The sequence below is a fragment of the Paenibacillus sp. FSL R5-0378 genome (genome assembly GCF_038009285.1).
GTDB classification, from domain to species: Bacteria; Bacillota; Bacilli; order Paenibacillales; family Paenibacillaceae; genus Paenibacillus_AQ; species Paenibacillus_AQ favisporus.
The window spans coordinates 7,223,727-7,240,000 of record NZ_JBBPAY010000001.1 but is presented as its reverse complement, the minus strand read 5'-3'; the positions used below and the strand labels follow the sequence as shown (position 1 = coordinate 7,240,000).

The 16,274-nt window shown below is 54.3% G+C and carries 14 protein-coding genes, 2 rRNA genes and 1 riboswitch (1 of these 17 only partly in view); of the genes, 9 read left to right on the top strand and 7 right to left on the bottom strand.

The window, feature by feature from the left end:
* The 4 genes from MKY74_RS33420 to MKY74_RS33405 all read left to right on the top strand — a co-directional run.
* Positions 1-901 (top strand): 23S ribosomal RNA (locus MKY74_RS33420) (it extends 2,028 nt beyond the left edge of the window).
* Between the two features lie 96 nt (positions 902-997).
* Positions 998-1,114: ribosomal RNA gene (gene rrf, locus MKY74_RS33415) — 5S ribosomal RNA — on the top strand.
* Between the two features lie 360 nt (positions 1,115-1,474).
* The gene (locus MKY74_RS33410; protein ID WP_144025547.1) at positions 1,475-2,572 is read left to right on the top strand and encodes a DUF3626 domain-containing protein; all 1,098 of its coding nucleotides are present in this window, start codon (positions 1,475-1,477) and stop codon (positions 2,570-2,572) included.
* 142 nt (positions 2,573-2,714) lie between these two features.
* Positions 2,715-4,067, top strand: a complete 1,353-nt coding sequence (locus MKY74_RS33405) for an MFS transporter (protein WP_244169466.1) — start codon at positions 2,715-2,717, stop codon at positions 4,065-4,067.
* Positions 4,068-4,138: 71 nt separating this feature from the next.
* Here MKY74_RS33405 and MKY74_RS33400 read toward each other — a convergent pair whose 3' ends face one another.
* The 7 genes from MKY74_RS33400 to MKY74_RS33370 all read right to left on the bottom strand — a co-directional run bounded on the left by MKY74_RS33400 (position 4,139) and on the right by MKY74_RS33370 (position 11,182).
* A complete protein-coding gene (locus tag MKY74_RS33400) occupies positions 4,139-5,944 on the bottom strand; it encodes a copper amine oxidase N-terminal domain-containing protein (RefSeq protein WP_076176826.1) in 1,806 nt (601 codons plus the stop codon).
* Positions 5,945-5,995: 51 nt separating this feature from the next.
* Complete coding sequence (locus MKY74_RS33395; RefSeq protein ID WP_076176825.1) at positions 5,996-6,340, bottom strand: EamA family transporter; 345 nt, start codon at positions 6,338-6,340, stop codon at positions 5,996-5,998.
* Position 6,341: 1 nt separating this feature from the next.
* Positions 6,342-7,010: a DUF2304 family protein gene (locus MKY74_RS33390; protein ID WP_244169465.1), complete on the bottom strand. Its 669-nt coding sequence runs from the start codon at positions 7,008-7,010 to the stop codon at positions 6,342-6,344.
* Positions 7,000-7,752 carry a glycosyltransferase family 2 protein gene (locus MKY74_RS33385; protein WP_076176824.1) on the bottom strand — a complete coding sequence of 251 codons (753 nt, stop codon included), beginning with the start codon at positions 7,750-7,752 and terminating at the stop codon, positions 7,000-7,002. Before MKY74_RS33385 ends, MKY74_RS33390 begins: the two co-directional genes overlap by 11 nt.
* Entirely contained in the window at positions 7,727-9,001 is a 1,275-nt protein-coding gene (locus MKY74_RS33380) for an ArnT family glycosyltransferase (protein WP_076176823.1), read from the bottom strand. Before MKY74_RS33380 ends, MKY74_RS33385 begins: the two co-directional genes overlap by 26 nt.
* Positions 9,002-9,238: 237 nt before the next feature.
* Positions 9,239-10,468, bottom strand: coding sequence for a sensor histidine kinase (locus MKY74_RS33375; RefSeq protein ID WP_076176822.1), 1,230 nt, complete (start codon positions 10,466-10,468; stop codon positions 9,239-9,241).
* Between the two features lie 6 nt (positions 10,469-10,474).
* A complete protein-coding gene (locus MKY74_RS33370) occupies positions 10,475-11,182 on the bottom strand; it encodes a response regulator transcription factor (RefSeq protein ID WP_076176821.1) in 708 nt (235 codons plus the stop codon).
* Between the two features lie 275 nt (positions 11,183-11,457).
* On the opposite strand from MKY74_RS33370, the gene MKY74_RS33365 reads away from it, so the two are divergent.
* The 5 genes from MKY74_RS33365 (at position 11,458) to MKY74_RS33345 (ending at position 15,802) form a co-directional block, all read left to right on the top strand.
* The gene (locus MKY74_RS33365; RefSeq protein ID WP_076176820.1) at positions 11,458-12,201 is read left to right on the top strand and encodes an acyl-[acyl-carrier-protein] thioesterase; all 744 of its coding nucleotides are present in this window, start codon (positions 11,458-11,460) and stop codon (positions 12,199-12,201) included.
* A 79-nt stretch (positions 12,202-12,280) separates the two neighbouring features.
* Positions 12,281-12,421, top strand: coding sequence for a hypothetical protein (locus MKY74_RS33360; RefSeq protein WP_163880674.1), 141 nt, complete (start codon positions 12,281-12,283; stop codon positions 12,419-12,421).
* 169 nt (positions 12,422-12,590) lie between these two features.
* Positions 12,591-14,729: a DNA topoisomerase III gene (locus MKY74_RS33355; protein WP_076176819.1), complete on the top strand. Its 2,139-nt coding sequence runs from the start codon at positions 12,591-12,593 to the stop codon at positions 14,727-14,729.
* Positions 14,730-15,004: 275 nt separating this feature from the next.
* Entirely contained in the window at positions 15,005-15,268 is a 264-nt protein-coding gene (locus tag MKY74_RS33350) for a DUF1294 domain-containing protein (protein ID WP_076176818.1), read from the top strand.
* A gap of 99 nt (positions 15,269-15,367) precedes the next feature.
* Positions 15,368-15,802: a universal stress protein gene (locus tag MKY74_RS33345; protein WP_076176817.1), complete on the top strand. Its 435-nt coding sequence runs from the start codon at positions 15,368-15,370 to the stop codon at positions 15,800-15,802.
* 219 nt (positions 15,803-16,021) lie between these two features.
* Positions 16,022-16,123, top strand: a riboswitch (purine riboswitch).
* Positions 16,124-16,274: the final 151 nt, after the last annotated feature.

Below are 16,274 nucleotides of genomic sequence, written 5' to 3'. Positions count from 1 at the left end.
TGTCTCAACGAGAGATCCGGTGAAATTTTAATACCTGTGAAGATGCAGGTTACCCGCGACAAGACGGAAAGACCCCATGGAGCTTTACTGCAGCTTGATATTGGATTTGGGTACGATCTGTACAGGATAGGTGGGAGCCTTTGAAACCTGAGCGCCAGCTTGGGTGGAGGCGCCGTTGGGATACCACCCTGATCGTATCTAGGTTCTAACCTGGTACCGTGATCCGGTATGGGGACAGTGTCAGGTGGGCAGTTTGACTGGGGCGGTCGCCTCCTAAAGAGTAACGGAGGCGCCCCAAGGTTCCCTCAGAATGGTTGGAAATCATTCGAAGAGTGCAAAGGCAGAAGGGAGCTTGACTGCGAGACCTACAAGTCGAGCAGGGACGAAAGTCGGGCTTAGTGATCCGGTGGTACCGCATGGAAGGGCCATCGCTCAACGGATAAAAGCTACCCTGGGGATAACAGGCTTATCTCCCCCAAGAGTCCACATCGACGGGGAGGTTTGGCACCTCGATGTCGGCTCATCGCATCCTGGGGCTGAAGTAGGTCCCAAGGGTTGGGCTGTTCGCCCATTAAAGCGGTACGCGAGCTGGGTTCAGAACGTCGTGAGACAGTTCGGTCCCTATCTGTCGTGGGCGTAGGAAATTTGAGAGGAGCTGTCCTTAGTACGAGAGGACCGGGATGGACGTACCGCTGGTGCACCAGTTGTTCCGCCAGGAGCATGGCTGGGTAGCTACGTACGGACGGGATAAGCGCTGAAAGCATCTAAGCGTGAAGCCCCCCTCAAGATGAGATTTCCCAGTATGTAAGACCCCTTGTAGACGACGAGGTAGATAGGTTGGAGGTGGAAGTGCAGCAATGCATGGAGCTGACCAATACTAATCGGTCGAGGGCTTATCCTAAAAGCTTTCTGAAAGAAAGCTTGCTACGGAAGCATATGCTTAATAAAACACAGATTCGTTTCGTATCTAGTTTTCAAGTGATCAAACACTTGAACGTTTGGTGGCGATAGCGGAGGGGTTCCACGCGTACCCATCCCGAACACGACCGTTAAGCCCTCCAGCGCCGATGGTACTTGGACCGAAGGGTCCTGGGAGAGTAGGACGTTGCCAAGCGAAGGACCACTGTTGATAACATCGACAGTGGTTTTTTATTTCTTATCCCCAATGTGGACAACACATCCGTTTTGTCCGTTCATCCACAAATACATATTCCCTGGTCGATTTTCCAAAGGTTATGCACAAAAAAGAGAACCATCCCCGCCCAATTTGGATTATAATCATAAATTATATTCCCATAATTCACAGTTTCATCCCCAGTACTCACAATTGAAGTGTGCTTTATGGCATAAATGATTCATGTGGTGATGTTAAGTTGACTTTTGTCTAAATGTTATTCACATGTACATAAGTTTGTAAGTTCATGCCAAGGGCTCTTCGTATGATTGCCCCGGGATCGATAAAGGAGGAGTAAGTTTGACCGAAGCACAAGCTCGAGCTGTACAGTATGTACGTACGGATGCTTTGGATGTGCAGTGCCTTTCCCGCAGCGTAATTGACCGGATTTTGGCTGCAGAAGGACTTAGCGCGATTGATGTTGACTTGCTTATTGATCATATTCGCCGTTTTGCTCGGGTTACGCTCAATTTTCATCCCGATCGTCTGCTCGCGACCGGCCGTTCGGTGGTTGAGGGACTGCTTCAGGATGGGGTGTACCGGGGACAGTTTGAGACTTCGATCTCCAACGGGAGCCGAACGGCATTTGCTGGTGGTGATCGTGACCGCTGGGAGGAACATTTATTTGGAAAGGCTTACCAGGCGGCCGGAGTAACCAACGAAGAACGGCCGAAGTATGGTGGGCTTAACCTGATGAATTATGCGGACGGTGCGTCACCGCGGTTTGGCTCGTGCCACCTGGTCCTTCGACCGCATGTTTCAGAGCGCTGCACCTTTACGTTTGGGGATAGCTTTACGGGTCCGGAGCGAAAGGGGACGATCGACGTTTTTTCTCCATTGTTGGCTCCTTTGTTTGAGGCGGCTGTCAGCACACATGAGGTGCTCGGGTCGGATCACATTAACGTAAGGCTATTAGTTGAGCTGCTTCAATCGCTAAACACTAGATCCAGCGAATTTATACCCGAAGCCTTAGGAAGGTCACTCGATGACTACATTGAAGCACAGGTTCATGCTGTGGTGGATTTGGCGAATGACGCGGAAGCCCTGATTGCTGATCCCTCGTTCAAAGGCACGCCAACGGGGAACCTATTGGAAGAGACCTGCTATAAATATGATTTGCGGCTTGGTTGGCATGCGGGTTTTCAGTTAGAGGTTGGATCGGTACCGGGCGATTTTCGGGGACCTGCAATGCAGCCGCTTGCACTCAGGATCGACCAAAGGTTCGGGAATGATAGGGGGCGGATTGACGCGGCAGTATTAGGCTTGGCAGCGGCATCGCTGCACAATCATCCCGAAGAGTGGCAGGACTGGGGATCATACGATGAAACGTTACAGCACATGAAGCAGTTATGGCATGTCCTTGTCCGATTTGGTTCACCACATTATTTTGTTACGTAATGTCACGCAATATAGAATCGGTGAACATATAAAAGGATCAGACTTATATTGCTTTCTATCCATTTGATGACTTTCTTTGTCTTCCAGACTTTTTATACTCGAAAAAACTCCCAACTTCTAAGAACGAAAGGAGGGTGACGGGTTGAGCATTCAAAAGCAGGAATCCAAGCGACATAAAAAAATGCGTTCCACCGAACCTCTGGATTCGTATGAATCCGTTGCCCGTGGTGCATCGAAAACTTTGGACGAGATACAGCGACCTCAAACAAAGGACGACTCCTTCTCCAGGAGACAGGTCGTGCTGTTTATCTCTGTTGTTTTCCTGTACTGGTTCTCGTCTTATATTTATGTTCCGATTTTGTCGCCTTATATCGAGCATTTGGGGGCATCCTATACCTATCTGGGTATCGTTCTCGGTTCCTACGGTTTGATGCAAATTTTGTTCAGGCTGCCGCTCGGCATTTTATCGGATTTTATGGAAAAGCGCCGTCCATTTATTTGGCTGGGGTTGGCCGCCAGTGCGGTAAGTGGGCTGATGTTTGCTGCGTTCGGACATTTGGGATGGGCGCTGGCTGCAAGAGCCATGGCAGGGATTGCCGCGTCGACCTGGGTGGTGTTCACCGTCGCGTTCTCAGGCTTTTTCCCGAAACATGAAGTAACCCGGGCGATGAGCATGATGCAGTTCACCACCGTGGCCGCCCAATTGACGAGCATGCTCGTCAGCGGATATTTGGTGGAGCGTTGGAGCTGGCAGCTGCCGTTTTGGCTTGGAGGCATCGTTGCGGTGGTAGCCCTTGTACTTGCTTTATTTTTGCGGGAAAAAGAGCCGGATCCCGGGCGCACCCCCATGTCGCTTCAGGATTTGGCACCGGTTATGCGTGACCGGACGCTGTTTCGGGTTTCTTTTCTGTCGATCCTGGCGCACTGCGTTCTGTTCATCACGATGTTTGGGTATACGCCGAATCAGGCGCTGGACCTGGGTGCAAGCAAGAACGACCTTGCCTGGCTGACGCTGTCTTTCATGCTGCCGCATGCGGCGGCTACGCTGTTTGCCGGACGGACCCTCGTTAACCGTTTCGGGGCAAGGGCCGTGCTAACCGTGGGGTATGTGGGAACGGCTGTTTTTACGTTTTGTATCCCGGCGGCATCGAGTTTTGGCTGGCTGTGCGTAACGCAAATCTTTAATGGACTGGCACAAGGACTGGTCTTTCCGCTCCTTTTAGGCAAATCGGTGGCCCACATCGAGCCATCCAAAAGGGCAACGGCAATGGGTTTTTATCAGGCAGTCTATGCGATCGGCATGTTCATGGGTCCGTTTATCGCAGGCTGGATCAGTTCGGCATGGGGGCTCGCAGGCGGGTTCCGCTTGGCGGCATATGCAGCGTTAGCTGCGGGAGTGCTCGCTTTTTGGTGGATTCGGACGGATACAAAAGCCGGGGTGAGTGCAGCTTCAGGCGGACCGCCGAATACGAGAAGTGTCCAGAAAAATGTGTAATGTGCGGTTAGAGCTGCAGTTTGATCCGACCAAAAGACCCGCAAAGCGCTGAAACGCTTTGCGGGTCTTTTTTATTTTTCCGAAATAGGGAGAAACAGCAGGGAAAACGGCAGGTTGCTGCCGGCGGCCGGGGACAACCAGAGTTCCACCTTCTCCTCCCGGGCCTGCGTCCGGTACAGCACGGTGGCGCTGTCCTGGGAGCCGTCGCCGTGCTTGATCTCGACAACCCGGTCGTTCACCCTCGCCGAGCCGAAGTACCTACCGCCACGCGGGTTGAAGGCGATGAGCGTGTCCGGCGCAACATGGTTCAGGATGATTTTATACAGGACACCGTAATTGCCGGAGTTGATAGCAACGCTGTCCTGCATCCCGTCCATCCCCCGCTGAAAAGGATCGGTGGTGTTGTCGGTGAGCGGCAGGCGCTCCGCTTCCGTTCCGACCGTGCCGTCGTATTCGAACACGCGCGTCGAATCGGCAAAGGTGCCGCGGACGATGGACTCGATCGGATTTAAATCAGGCAGAGACGGCATGACCACAATCGGGTCATGATCGGCCTGAACCATCAGCATGGTATATTCGACGGGTGCATCGCTGGTGACATCGGCATTCATTGTGATGACATCGCCGGGAGCAGCCGCGGTAGCATTCAGCTTGGGAAAGAGGGCCACGCTCTCGCCGGGGGCGATCTGCACGCTTCGCTGCTCACTGCCGGTCAAGGTGGACTCCAAATACCGGACGCCAGCCAGTCTGCCGGATAGCTCAGGATACGGAGTGGGCCCCGCCACGCCCGCGTTCTCGATCTGGATCGATGCCGCGGTATCGTTCGGATTGGTGGCGACCAGGTAGAAGCGTGCCTTTGTGGCCAGGTTGTTTTTGTGATGGACCAGAAACCGGGCCGGTCCCGACAGGATGTCCTGGTACAGGATCCCTTCCGAGTTGACCGTCTCCGGACCGCTGGCCCGGAACAGCAAATACGGCTCGGTCGTGTAGGTGTAGGGCAGCGCTTTGTAGGACAGGATCGATTTGCCGCTGACCTGGAATGTGCCGCCTGCCGGAGTGAAGCGCTTGGCATATTCTTCTTGGCTGTACATCACCTCGGAAGTGATTTCGATTTTTTTGCTGTATTCGGATGTCAGGCCGTGCTTGTCGGTGACTTTAAGCTTGATTTCCACCGTACCCGGCTCGAAAAAGGCCGGTTCGTTGTTTGTCCATTCGCGATTCGTGATCGCGTCTTCGTCGTCGGTGCTTTGATCGCTCAGGGTCACCGGCTCGCCGATCCGGTATTGATCTTTGTCCGTCGTAAAATAGGCCAGCGGCGGTTCGTTCGTTTGCGGACTTTCTGGCTTGTCCGTCCCCGAAGATCCGGAACCGCCAGGGTGTAGCGTAATTTGGTTTCCCTGGAGCACATAAGGGAGATGAAAAGCAGCCGTCAGCGAAGTAAGGGGAACCATCAACACGCCGCGGTCCTCGTACGCTTCGCCTTTCATCGTTTTCGTCTCCCCGTTGACTTGATATGCCTTGGTATGTACACGGTACCTGGCTTCGGTACCTTCTCGGGATACGGTGGTCTCTTTCGTAGAGGCTTGGTAAGTCACTTTACAGCCCAAAGAGACGGCAAGCGAGCGGAGGCTGACAAAGGTGACTCCTTTTTTGACGACAGTGGAACGGTTTAATGCGGACTCGGTGCCGCTATTCAGGATTCGGCTGCTGTTTAAATAGATGACCGTCGTTCCGGAAGGAGCTGCGGGTGCTTGAGCCGTAGTCACTTTCTGCGGGATCGTAGGCTCTTGCTCCAGATCGGATGCGGCAGATGCCGGAACCACACCGTAGGCGGCAAGCAGAACGGAAGTCAGAAGGGCGGTTTTTTGTATTTTCATGGGAATGATATGGAACTCCTTTTCTGAAATTTGAAAATCAAACAGGGGGCTTTATTTGGCGGCAATGATGACCGCTCCCAGTACGATGACCGCGGCCCCGATCCAGCGGTTCAGCGGAACGCTTTCCCCGAAGAAATACCACGCGGCGAAAATACCGGCGGCGTAAGCCAGGCTTTGCAGCGGGTAGGCAAGGCTGAGCGGCAGCCGGGACAGCACAACGAACCACAATCCCGTGGCGATTGCATAAAGAACGATACCAAGCAGAATCAGCGGTGAAAATAATACCTGCAATAGGTTGCCAAGGTGGATGCCACCTTGCTGCTGCAGGCCGATTTTCCAGGTGATTTGACCGGCGACCAGGAGCAGCATGTTGAGAAGCAGCATCAAGTAAGCCATACTAGCGGTTCACCTCCGTGCTCGAAGAAGAAGGCACAATAATTTGATCTTCGGAAGAAGCCGCCGCAGAAATTCGCTGACAGGGCTCCACGGAATGGAGTCCGGAGAATTCCCCAGACGGCATCCCGGATTGCTGCAGGGTATGCGCTTCTGGCGGCTGTTGAGAATGCGGTCTAGATGGCTGCTCAGGATGCGGTCTAGATGATTGTTCAGCATGAGGTGCGGATGACTGTCCAAAATGCGGGTCGGATGTCTGTCCCGGGTGCGACCCAAAGGCAGGACCGGCAGCAAGCCCCATAGAGCCCTCTGAGCCTCCCTCCGCCTGGGCTTCAAGCTTTTGAATACGTTGTTCCTGCAAGCCCAGCGTTTGGGTAAGCACGATGACCCGGTGCGTGAGCGTGGAGACCGCCATCGTCAAATGCAGCAGGATGAACAGCACCGCGACTACGCTTAGCAGGTAGAGCAGCGACGGGGCGTAATAAATGTGGATCCGCTGCGCCACCTCGTCCAAAAGGGACGGAAACAGGGACAGCGCCATCATGATCACACTCATCAAAAGCCAGAGCAGGGCGTACTGCTCGCGCAGCCTGCGCTTGCGGATCAAGTATAAAATCGTGCCGGCAAAGGCAAGGCTCATGCAAAAGCTGATGAGATAAATATTAAGATTCATAGCGGTTTTCCCACGCTCTCTTTTTCTTGGTTTTCATGAGCAGGACCGACAGGATGACCTTGGACATGTAATACACGGATTTCATGGCCGAGATGCTGGAGACGCCTCCCTGACGCTCATTCATCACGACGGGAATTTCCGTAAAGGACAGCTCCCGGTTGTAGAGCAGCATCAGCGCCTCTACTTCGGGATAGTCGGTCGGGTACTCGCGGGCGAACAGGGAGATGGCGCGCCGCCCGCACAGGCGGTAGCCGGAGGTCGGATCGGTCACGTTCTGCCCGGTGAGCCGGGTCACGAGGGCGGACAGCAGACCGATGCCCATTTTGCGGGCGAAAGTCGACTGGAAGCCCTCTTTGGTAATAAAGCGGGAGCCAATCACCATATCGGCGCCGGTATCAAACTGGGCGGACAGGAGGCTGCGCAGATCGCACGGATTGTGCTGACCGTCGCCGTCGATCTGCACGGCGTAGTCGTAATGATGCTCCGCCGCGTAGCGGTAGCCGGTTTGCACCGCGCCGCCGATGCCCAAGTTGCAGGTCAGGTCGATGACATTGGCCCCGGCGTCCCGGGCGATCCGGCTGGTGGCGTCGCTCGACCCGTCGTTGATGACGAGCACGTCTGCGTAAGGCGCGTCTTCGCGGAGCCGGCGGATGACCTGCCCGATCCCCTCCGCCTCGTTATAGGCGGGCACGATCACGAGCACTCTGTGCGGCTTGTTATGGCTTTCCGGTCGATTTAGCATAAGTAACAGCTCCTTTCCGTGAATTTGAAGAGCGGGTCCATTTCTGCCACGCCCAGCGGAGGATGGCGATCCCCGCGGCCGCATCCAGCATGATGATCAGCGGCATGGCGGTGTAGTTATAGCGGAACTCAGGAACGAAGGCCAGGCGGGTAACCGTCATGACTGCTACGATCAGCATCATCAGCGTTAATGGCTGCTTCCATTTCCGAAGCGATGCGGCCAGGGCCACGGGACAGAACCACACAAGTGCCACATGCAGCAGGCTGCCCAGCGGGCTCGGAAGCACGCGGTATAACGGGCTGTGGCCGCTGCCAAAATACATATTCGAATAAATGTACTTGAGCTTGCCGACGGTGTACCATTTGACGAACTGCCATGTGTGCTGCGTAAAACCGATCTTCAGCCGCTCTTTGGCGACTTCCATCTGCGTTTTGCCATGCCGGTCGACCAGGCCGTCGTTGTAATTTTTGTCCGGATAGGTGCCGGCGGCAAACGGATTGACCTGGGTGGAGGCGATCACGACCTCGTGCAGGGTCACGATGTTGCGGATCACCCAAGGAACGAGGAAGATCCCTGTTCCGATGCAGGTGAACAGCAGCAGCTTGAGCGTGAGGCGGAATTCCTTTTTCCAGAGCCAATACAGCCCGTACACCGGCGCGATCAGAATTAAAAACTCCGGACGCGTCAGCACCAGCAGGCCCATTGCCGCCCCGCTCAGCAGAGCGAGGGTTCGTGTTCTGCGCTCGAAGGCTTCAAGCTGCAGACGGATATACAGCATCAGGAAAAAGCAGGCCAGCGTCTCGGTCAGAACCGCACCGTTACTCCAAATAAAAGGCGGATACACGCTGCTGATGAGCAGCACGATCATCGAAACGGTCCGGCCCGAGAGCTTTCGGGCCACCGAGTAAATGAGCCACAGGGTGACGAGGCTGATCACGACCTGTATGTAACGGATGTAGGGGAACGGATCTTGATGCTGGTAATCGACCAACTTGTAGATGGCCGCCATAAACAGCGGATACCCCGGCGTGACCTGGGCGTTCGACTGGGTATCCTTGTAAGCGTAGATCCCTTTTTCGAGCAGCTGCCGGACCATGATGTCGTAATTCAGCGTGTCATGCGAAACCTTATGGTTGACCGAAAGCAAAAAGTCCAGCCGAACATAGGCAGCCAGCGCGAAGATCAGCACGAAAATCGTGATGAGCAGCGTTTTTTTATGGGCCAACAATTTTGAAGTGATGGTGTACATACGGATTTCGTGCTCCTTCCTTGACAGACATGGGAGACAAACAGCTCTCCTCACGGACGATGCCTGCTGTCCTTCTAACTTGAATCTAAGATTACAGGAGAGTTCTTAACGGGAGCCTACCCAAATGCTTAACAAACGCTTAAGTTTTTCTGTATAAGCGTGCACCAAAAAAGCAGATAGCCGCACTCCCCAGATGGGATGAGGTTATCTGCTTTTTGTATGGTGAAAGGAAAGTGGTTATGCCGGCACAGCCGGATCGGGAAGCCGGGTCTCAAACACGGTCTGGTTCGTCGAGCTCTCCACGGAGATATCGCCGCCGTGCACGTCGATGATGCTCTTGGTGATGGCCAGTCCGAGCCCGGTACCGCCGGTCGCCTTGGAACGCGATTGCTCTACGCGGTAGAACCGTTCGAAGATATACGGTAGATCCCGCTTGGGGATGGGCTCCCCGTAATTGCAGACACGTATGCGGACAAAGGCTTCTTCCTTTTCGATGTAAACGTCGATATATTTGCCGCTGCTTCCATATTTAATGGCATTGGAAATGAGATTTTCGTAAGCCCGGACGAGGTGGTCGCCGTCGGCTTGAATGATGACCGGCTGCTCCGGCGCGTGAATCTGCAGAATCATGTTCGCCTGCTCCAAGCTCGGCACAAACTCCTCGGCCAGCTGCCGGATCAATCCGGTTACATCCAGCTTGCGCAGGTGCAGCGGCATGCCGTTGTTGATACGCGTATACTCAAACAGGTCGTCGATCAGCTTCTTGAGGCTGAGCGATTTTTCGTAAGCGATGTTCATGTAATAGCGAAGCTCCACCTCGTCGGCATATCGGTCTTTATCGATGATTTCTAAAAATCCGAGAATGGAGGTCAGCGGGGTCCGCAGGTCGTGGGATACACCGGTGATCAGATCGTTTTTCGTCTTCTCGGCGTTACGCTCCTCCTGAATGGAGCGATTCAGCTGAGCGCTCATCTGGTTGATGCTGTCGGCAATCCGGCCGAGCTCATGGTTTTCCCGAACCGGAATTTCGTAATCGAAATGTCCCTTGGCGATCTCCGCCAGCCCGTAACTGATTTCCTCCAGGTACGTATGAATTTGCCCGGACAGGCTGTTCATGTTTTCCGCGATCGTTCCGAGCTCATCGGCAGCTTTCACACTAACGGAAGCTTGGAGCCGGCCGCCGGCCATGTCCTCCAGGACTCCAGCCAGCTCTTTGGCATAACGAACGAGGGGCCGGGTGGAAGCCACGTAGAGGGACAGGAAAAAGACGACACCGAACACCCCGATCGTCGGTCTTGAGCCGATATGGTTGATCACCCAAATCAGGGGCACATTATAAGGCGGGCGCACAATGATATAAGAGGCGAGCAGGCGGCCGAGCAGCACGAACAGCAGCGTCAGCCCGGTGCAGCCGAGAAACACGGCAAGGAACTTCCAGCGGATGCCGATGTATACCTTGGTGGTCATAGTGCTCTACACCTCCTTCGCCGATTTCATTTTGTAGCCGATGCCCCAGACGGTCTTGATGTAGGCCGGATGCTGAGTATCCTTCTCGATCTTTTCGCGGAGCTTCCGGATATGGACCATCACCGTGTTTTTTGATTCCATGAACGGCTCGTTCCAGACCTCTTCGTAAATTTTGTCCATGCTGAGCACGATGCCCTGATTGACGGCCAGCAGCTTTAAAATGTCGAACTCGCGGGGCGTCAGCTTCACTTCCTGCTCCCCGACGGTCACCGTATGGGTGGCGGTATTGATGACCAAATCGTCGATTACGATTTCGTCCTCGGCTGTGGTATCGCGGTAATTTAACAGCTTGTACCGGCGCAGCTGCGATTTGACGCGGGCGACCAGCTCCAGCGGATTGAACGGCTTGGTGACGTAATCGTCGGCACCGATGCTCAGGCCGGAAATTTTATCGATATCCTGGCTTTTCGCGGACAGCATGATGATGGGGGTGTTGTTCTTTTCCCGGATTTTCATGCAGGCTTGAATCCCGTCCATTTGGGGCATCATCACATCAAGGATGATGAGGTCGATCGGATGGCTCTGCAGCGCTCCGAGTGCCTCCAGTCCATTGGATGCTTTATATAAGGTGTATCCTTCATTTTTTAAATAAATTTCAATCAGTTCGATAATTTCTTTCTCGTCATCGACGAGCAGGATCGCTTCTCTGGACATTACGGCATTCACACCTCTTTGAATATTGTGGAAACTAGGAGTATGCTTGATGTATAGCATTATAAACCGAAACCCTTAACATTATGGTCACGAATTTCTTAACATTAACTTAAATTCCGCCGATGTTGTGGCCTTAGGATGAACGTTCCGCTGCTTCTTATACATACAGGGAAAGGGCGCAGCCGATGAAAGATCGGGCTTTTTCACCAAATGGAAAGGCTGGCTAACAACGTACGAGTATAATTTTAACGTAAAAAGAGGAGAGAGCGCATAGCATGGGCAACAAGTGGACCGAAACCTACTTAATCCATTCCAACGATATCGATTTTAAATCCGAAGCGCGGCTGTCGGTACTGCTGTCTTTGGCGCAGAGAACGGCCGACGCCGATCTGGAGCAGCTTGGGGCAACGAGGGACCAGATGATCGAAGCGGGCATGGGCTGGATGCTGATTACAATGGATCTGCGCATCAGCCGGATGCCGAAGGCGCTGGAGCAAATCAACGTCGAGACCTGGAACAAAGGCCCGAGAGGGGCCCTGTGGCAGCGGGACTTTGTGATTTATGGCAGCGGCGGGGAGATTCTCGGCGAAGCGTGCAGCATTTGGGCGCTCGTGGACATCCAGAAACGCAGAATGCTGCGGCCATCCAAGTTTCCTTTTGACGTCTACATTAATGAAGAGGACTCGGCCGGTGAAGCACCGGATAAAGTAACTATACCTGAGGATATGCCGCTGCATGAATCGTACCGCTCCGTGGTACGCTACAGCGGGATCGACGCTAATCTGCATCTGAACAATTCCCGTTATGCCGATCTGTGCATGGATACGCTGACCAAGGAGGAGCTTACGGGTTATTCTTGTGCGGGTTTTCGGATCACCTACCATCACGAGGCCCGATTGGGGGATGACATGGTGGTGAAACGGTCAGAGCTGTCCGGCGGCCGGGTGTACGTGAGCGGACAAGCCGAGGACGGGTCGCATTATTTTGATGCGTATCTTCTATTGAATGAAACGAACTGAACGAACGAAGGCATCCCAAGGGCCCCATGGATAATTCCGTCCCGATCGGGGGATTGTTAAAGGATAAGGGGGGATAAGCATGCCGCATCGTAAACCGGTTAAAGACAGTAACCTGCCAAACAGAGCGAGCCGGAAACAGGAATACACCACGCTGCATCCGGATAAAGCTGCTAAATTTCCGCCGAGCCTGAACCAAATTCCGAAGCAGGAACAGGATTAGGCATTCACCGCACCACCCCAGGTCCTTCAGTGGCATCCTCGGCTCCTGCCGAGGTTCCGCTGGGGGATTTTATTTTGCACAGGCGATAAGATAAAACAGGGTTACCTTCCTTTTGCATCCGCTGCCGGATTCAATGTTATAATAGGACGGAAAGAAAGGGTGGTACGTCATGAAATCATTGGTATTAGCCGAAAAGCCTTCCGTGGCCCGCGAAATTGCGCGCGTCATGGGAAGCCGCGACAAGCATAAAGGATATATCGAAGGTCCGAAATATATCGTCACCTGGGCGCTGGGCCATTTGGTCGGACTCGCGGAGCCCGAGGATTACGACAATAAATACGCAACCTGGAACCTGGAGGATCTGCCGATTCTGCCGGATTCGATGAAGCTGAAGGTGCTGCGTGAATCCGCCCAGCAGTTCAAGGTTGTGCAGCAGCAGCTCCGCCGCCAGGACGTCGGCGAGTTGATCGTGGCGACGGACGCCGCGCGGGAGGGGGAGCTCCTCGCCCGCTGGATCATGAAGATGGGAAAATGGAACAAGCCGTTCAAGCGGCTCTGGATATCTTCACAGACAGACAAGGCGATCAAGGAAGGTTTTGCTTCGTTGAAGCCGGGGAACCAGTTCGACCGGCTGTACGAATCCGCGCGCTGCCGGGCTGAAGCAGACTGGATGATCGGCCTGAACGTGACGCGGGCGCTCACCGTCAAATTCGGGGCGCAGCTCTCCGCAGGACGGGTGCAGACCCCGACGCTGGGCATGATCATGGACCGGGAAAATGAAATCGTAAATTTCCGGTCGGAGGAGTACGACACGATCAAGGCCGACTTCGGCGGATTTGCCGCGGTGTGGCGGGGGAACAATGGTGACGCCCGCATCTTTGACAAGAGCGCGGCCGAAGCCTTGAAGCGCAAGCTGGACGGCTCGTCCGGCCGGATCGTCAAGGTGAAGAAGACGGAGAAGGTCGAGCCTCATCCGCTCGCTTACGACCTGACCGAGCTGCAGCGGGATGCGAACCGCCGGTTCGGCTTTTCCGCGAAGCAGACGTCGGGCGTGCTTCAGCGTTTGTATGAGCAGCACAAGCTCGTCACCTATCCCCGGACCGACAGCCGCTATCTGACGTCGGATATGACCGGCACGCTGAAGGAACGCCTGGAGAGCGTGGCCATCGGACCATATGCTTCCCTGGCGCGTCCGCTGCTGCGGAAAAATTTGAATATCACCAAACGCGTCGTGGACGATTCGAAAGTCAGCGATCACCACGCGATCATCCCGACGGAAGAGACAGTGCTTTTGAATCAGCTGAACACTGAAGAACGCAAGCTGTACGACCTGATCGTCCGGCGCTTCATCAGCCTGTTCTACCCGCCGGCACGGTACGACGCGGTCGCGGTAACGATCGACGTGGAAGGCGAGTCCCTTCATGTGAAAGGGACGACGATCAAGGAGAGCGGCTGGCGCGAGGTATACGGCGGAGATGTCTCCGACGAATCGGACGAGGATTCGTCGTCTGATACCGATGGCGAAGAGAGCGGAGCCCAGCTTCCCGTGCTGAACGAGGGCGAAGCCGTCAAGGTGCAGCGGGTCATCATGCAAGGCGGCCGGACTTTGCCGCCGAAGCGGTATACCGAAGCTACGCTTCTGTCCCAGATGGAGAAGCACGGACTCGGCACCCCGGCGACGCGCGCGGACATTATCGAGAAGCTGGTGAACTCCGATACGATCGAGCGCCAGGGGAACGCACTGCATCCGACGGGCAAAGGCAAGCAGCTGATCGGACTCGTTGCGCCGGAGCTGCGGACGCCGCAGCTGACGGCCAAGTGGGAAGCCGAGCTGGAGAAGATCGCCCGCGGCCAGGGGCAGCCGGAGCCGTTTCTGAAGGGAATCCGCGGCATGTCCAAGGAACTGGTGGCAGGCGTAAAGAACAGCAAGGCGGACTACAAGCCGCACAACGTTTCGAACAGCCACTGCCCGGACTGCGGTACCCGGCTGCTGGAGAAGAAGGGCAAGCGCGGCAAGATGCTCGTCTGCCCGAGCGAGGACTGCGGCTACCGCCGTTCGGACGAGAAGCGCCTGTCCAACCGCCGCTGCCCGCAGTGCCACAAAAAGATGGAGATGAAGGAAGGCAAAGCCGGCCTGTATGTACAGTGCCTGTCCTGCGGCATCACGGAGACAGTCAACAAGGACAGCAAGCACGTCAACAAGCGCGAGGAGCGCAAGCTGGTGCAGCAGTATGCCAAGAAGCAGGAGCCGATGGGCTCGAACCTCGGCGAGCTGCTGAAAGCGGCGATGGAGAAAAAGAACGGTTAATAGCCTGAAAGACCCGGGCTGCATGCTCTGGCTGATCGACCTAAGTATACATGCATTAAACCTATTTGGCCTATCGCCGGCACAGCTAGAATCTGGCTAGCAGACTGAGGAATCTCTCATAATGGAGAGGAAACTTGCTCCATCTTTATTTAGGAAAACTCCGCCAGGTAGGCGTTTTTGCTGGGAATACTGGCAGACGGATGCCTGGCGGTTTGTCTCTTGGCTAGTAAAGTTTTATAATAGAAGCAAGCAGTAGAACGGGGGTGGTAGTGTAAGTGAGGACGGCGCTCTTGATCTGGTTTATTTTTATCAACGCGGTAGGTTACCTGATCATGTCCGAGGATAAAAGAAGGGCAAGAAACAGGCGTGACCGTGTGCCGGAAAGAACGCTCTTTCTGCTTGCCGCCATCGGCGGGGCGCTGGGCGTACTGATCGCCATGTACCGCAAACGCCATAAGACCAGGCATCTGAGCTTTCGGGTCGGGATACCGCTGCTGCTGTTCGTCAACGCAGTTCTGTACGCATTTTTCATGAGTTGATTTTATCGCTTGATGGTACAACATGGTTCATTTCTTGCTAATTCGGTTTAATAACATCTCAATTCACACTTCATACAGAGAAAGCGCAGGTGGGTCCACATGTTATTTTCCAAAATTCTTTTAGCTTATGATGGTTCCAAAGCTTCCAATAAGGCTCTTGAACGTGCAATCGAACTGGCGAAAGCGGCGCCTGACGCGGTCATCGACGTCGTACACGTCTTTGATTTTCCGCGCGTATTCATTGGCGAAGGCATGGCTCCGATTCCGGCATCCGTCAACCAGGACTTCTATGAACTCGCTGAGCAGACGGTCGCGGAAGTGAAGAAACGCCTCGACGGCGAAGGCGTCGCCTACAATGCGGAGATGATCCAGGGTGGACCTGCGGAAGTCATTCTGGAATATGCCAAGGAAAAAGGCAATGATCTGATCGTGATCGGCAGCCGCGGCTTGGGCGGAATCCGGGAGTTCGTGCTCGGCAGCGTCAGCCACAACGTTGTGCAGCATGCGACCATTCCGGTGCTTGTCGTTAAATAAATGATGGAATTGTAAGCCAGTGTGCCCCGAATATGGGGTGCACTGGTTTTGTTTTAGGAATGATCAGCGGCAAAATCCGAACATTCGATTTTACACTGTTTTAATTGTTCGTGTTTTAGTTGACATGTTGTGTAGGGGATTGTTAAACTGTTAGGTGTAAAGCCTTAATGGATTTGGAAGAGGCAGAGAACCATCGCTGGATGGTTAAGGGAATGAACAAATAATCGAATGAATTGATCTCGTATAATGCCGGGGATATGGCCCGGAAGTTTCTACCCGGATACCGTAAATGTCCGGACTACGAGGGAATACTGCTGAGGAGTCGCCGGTTCCGATGGACGGAAAGGCTTCCCTCCTTGCTGCGTTTGCGGCAGCGGTATTCCTTACCCGGTCCGGTATCCTGAAAGTCAACGTATTTCTCGGGCACCGGGCCTTTTTGGGTCTCTCCCGAATGAATAAAAAACTTTTGGAA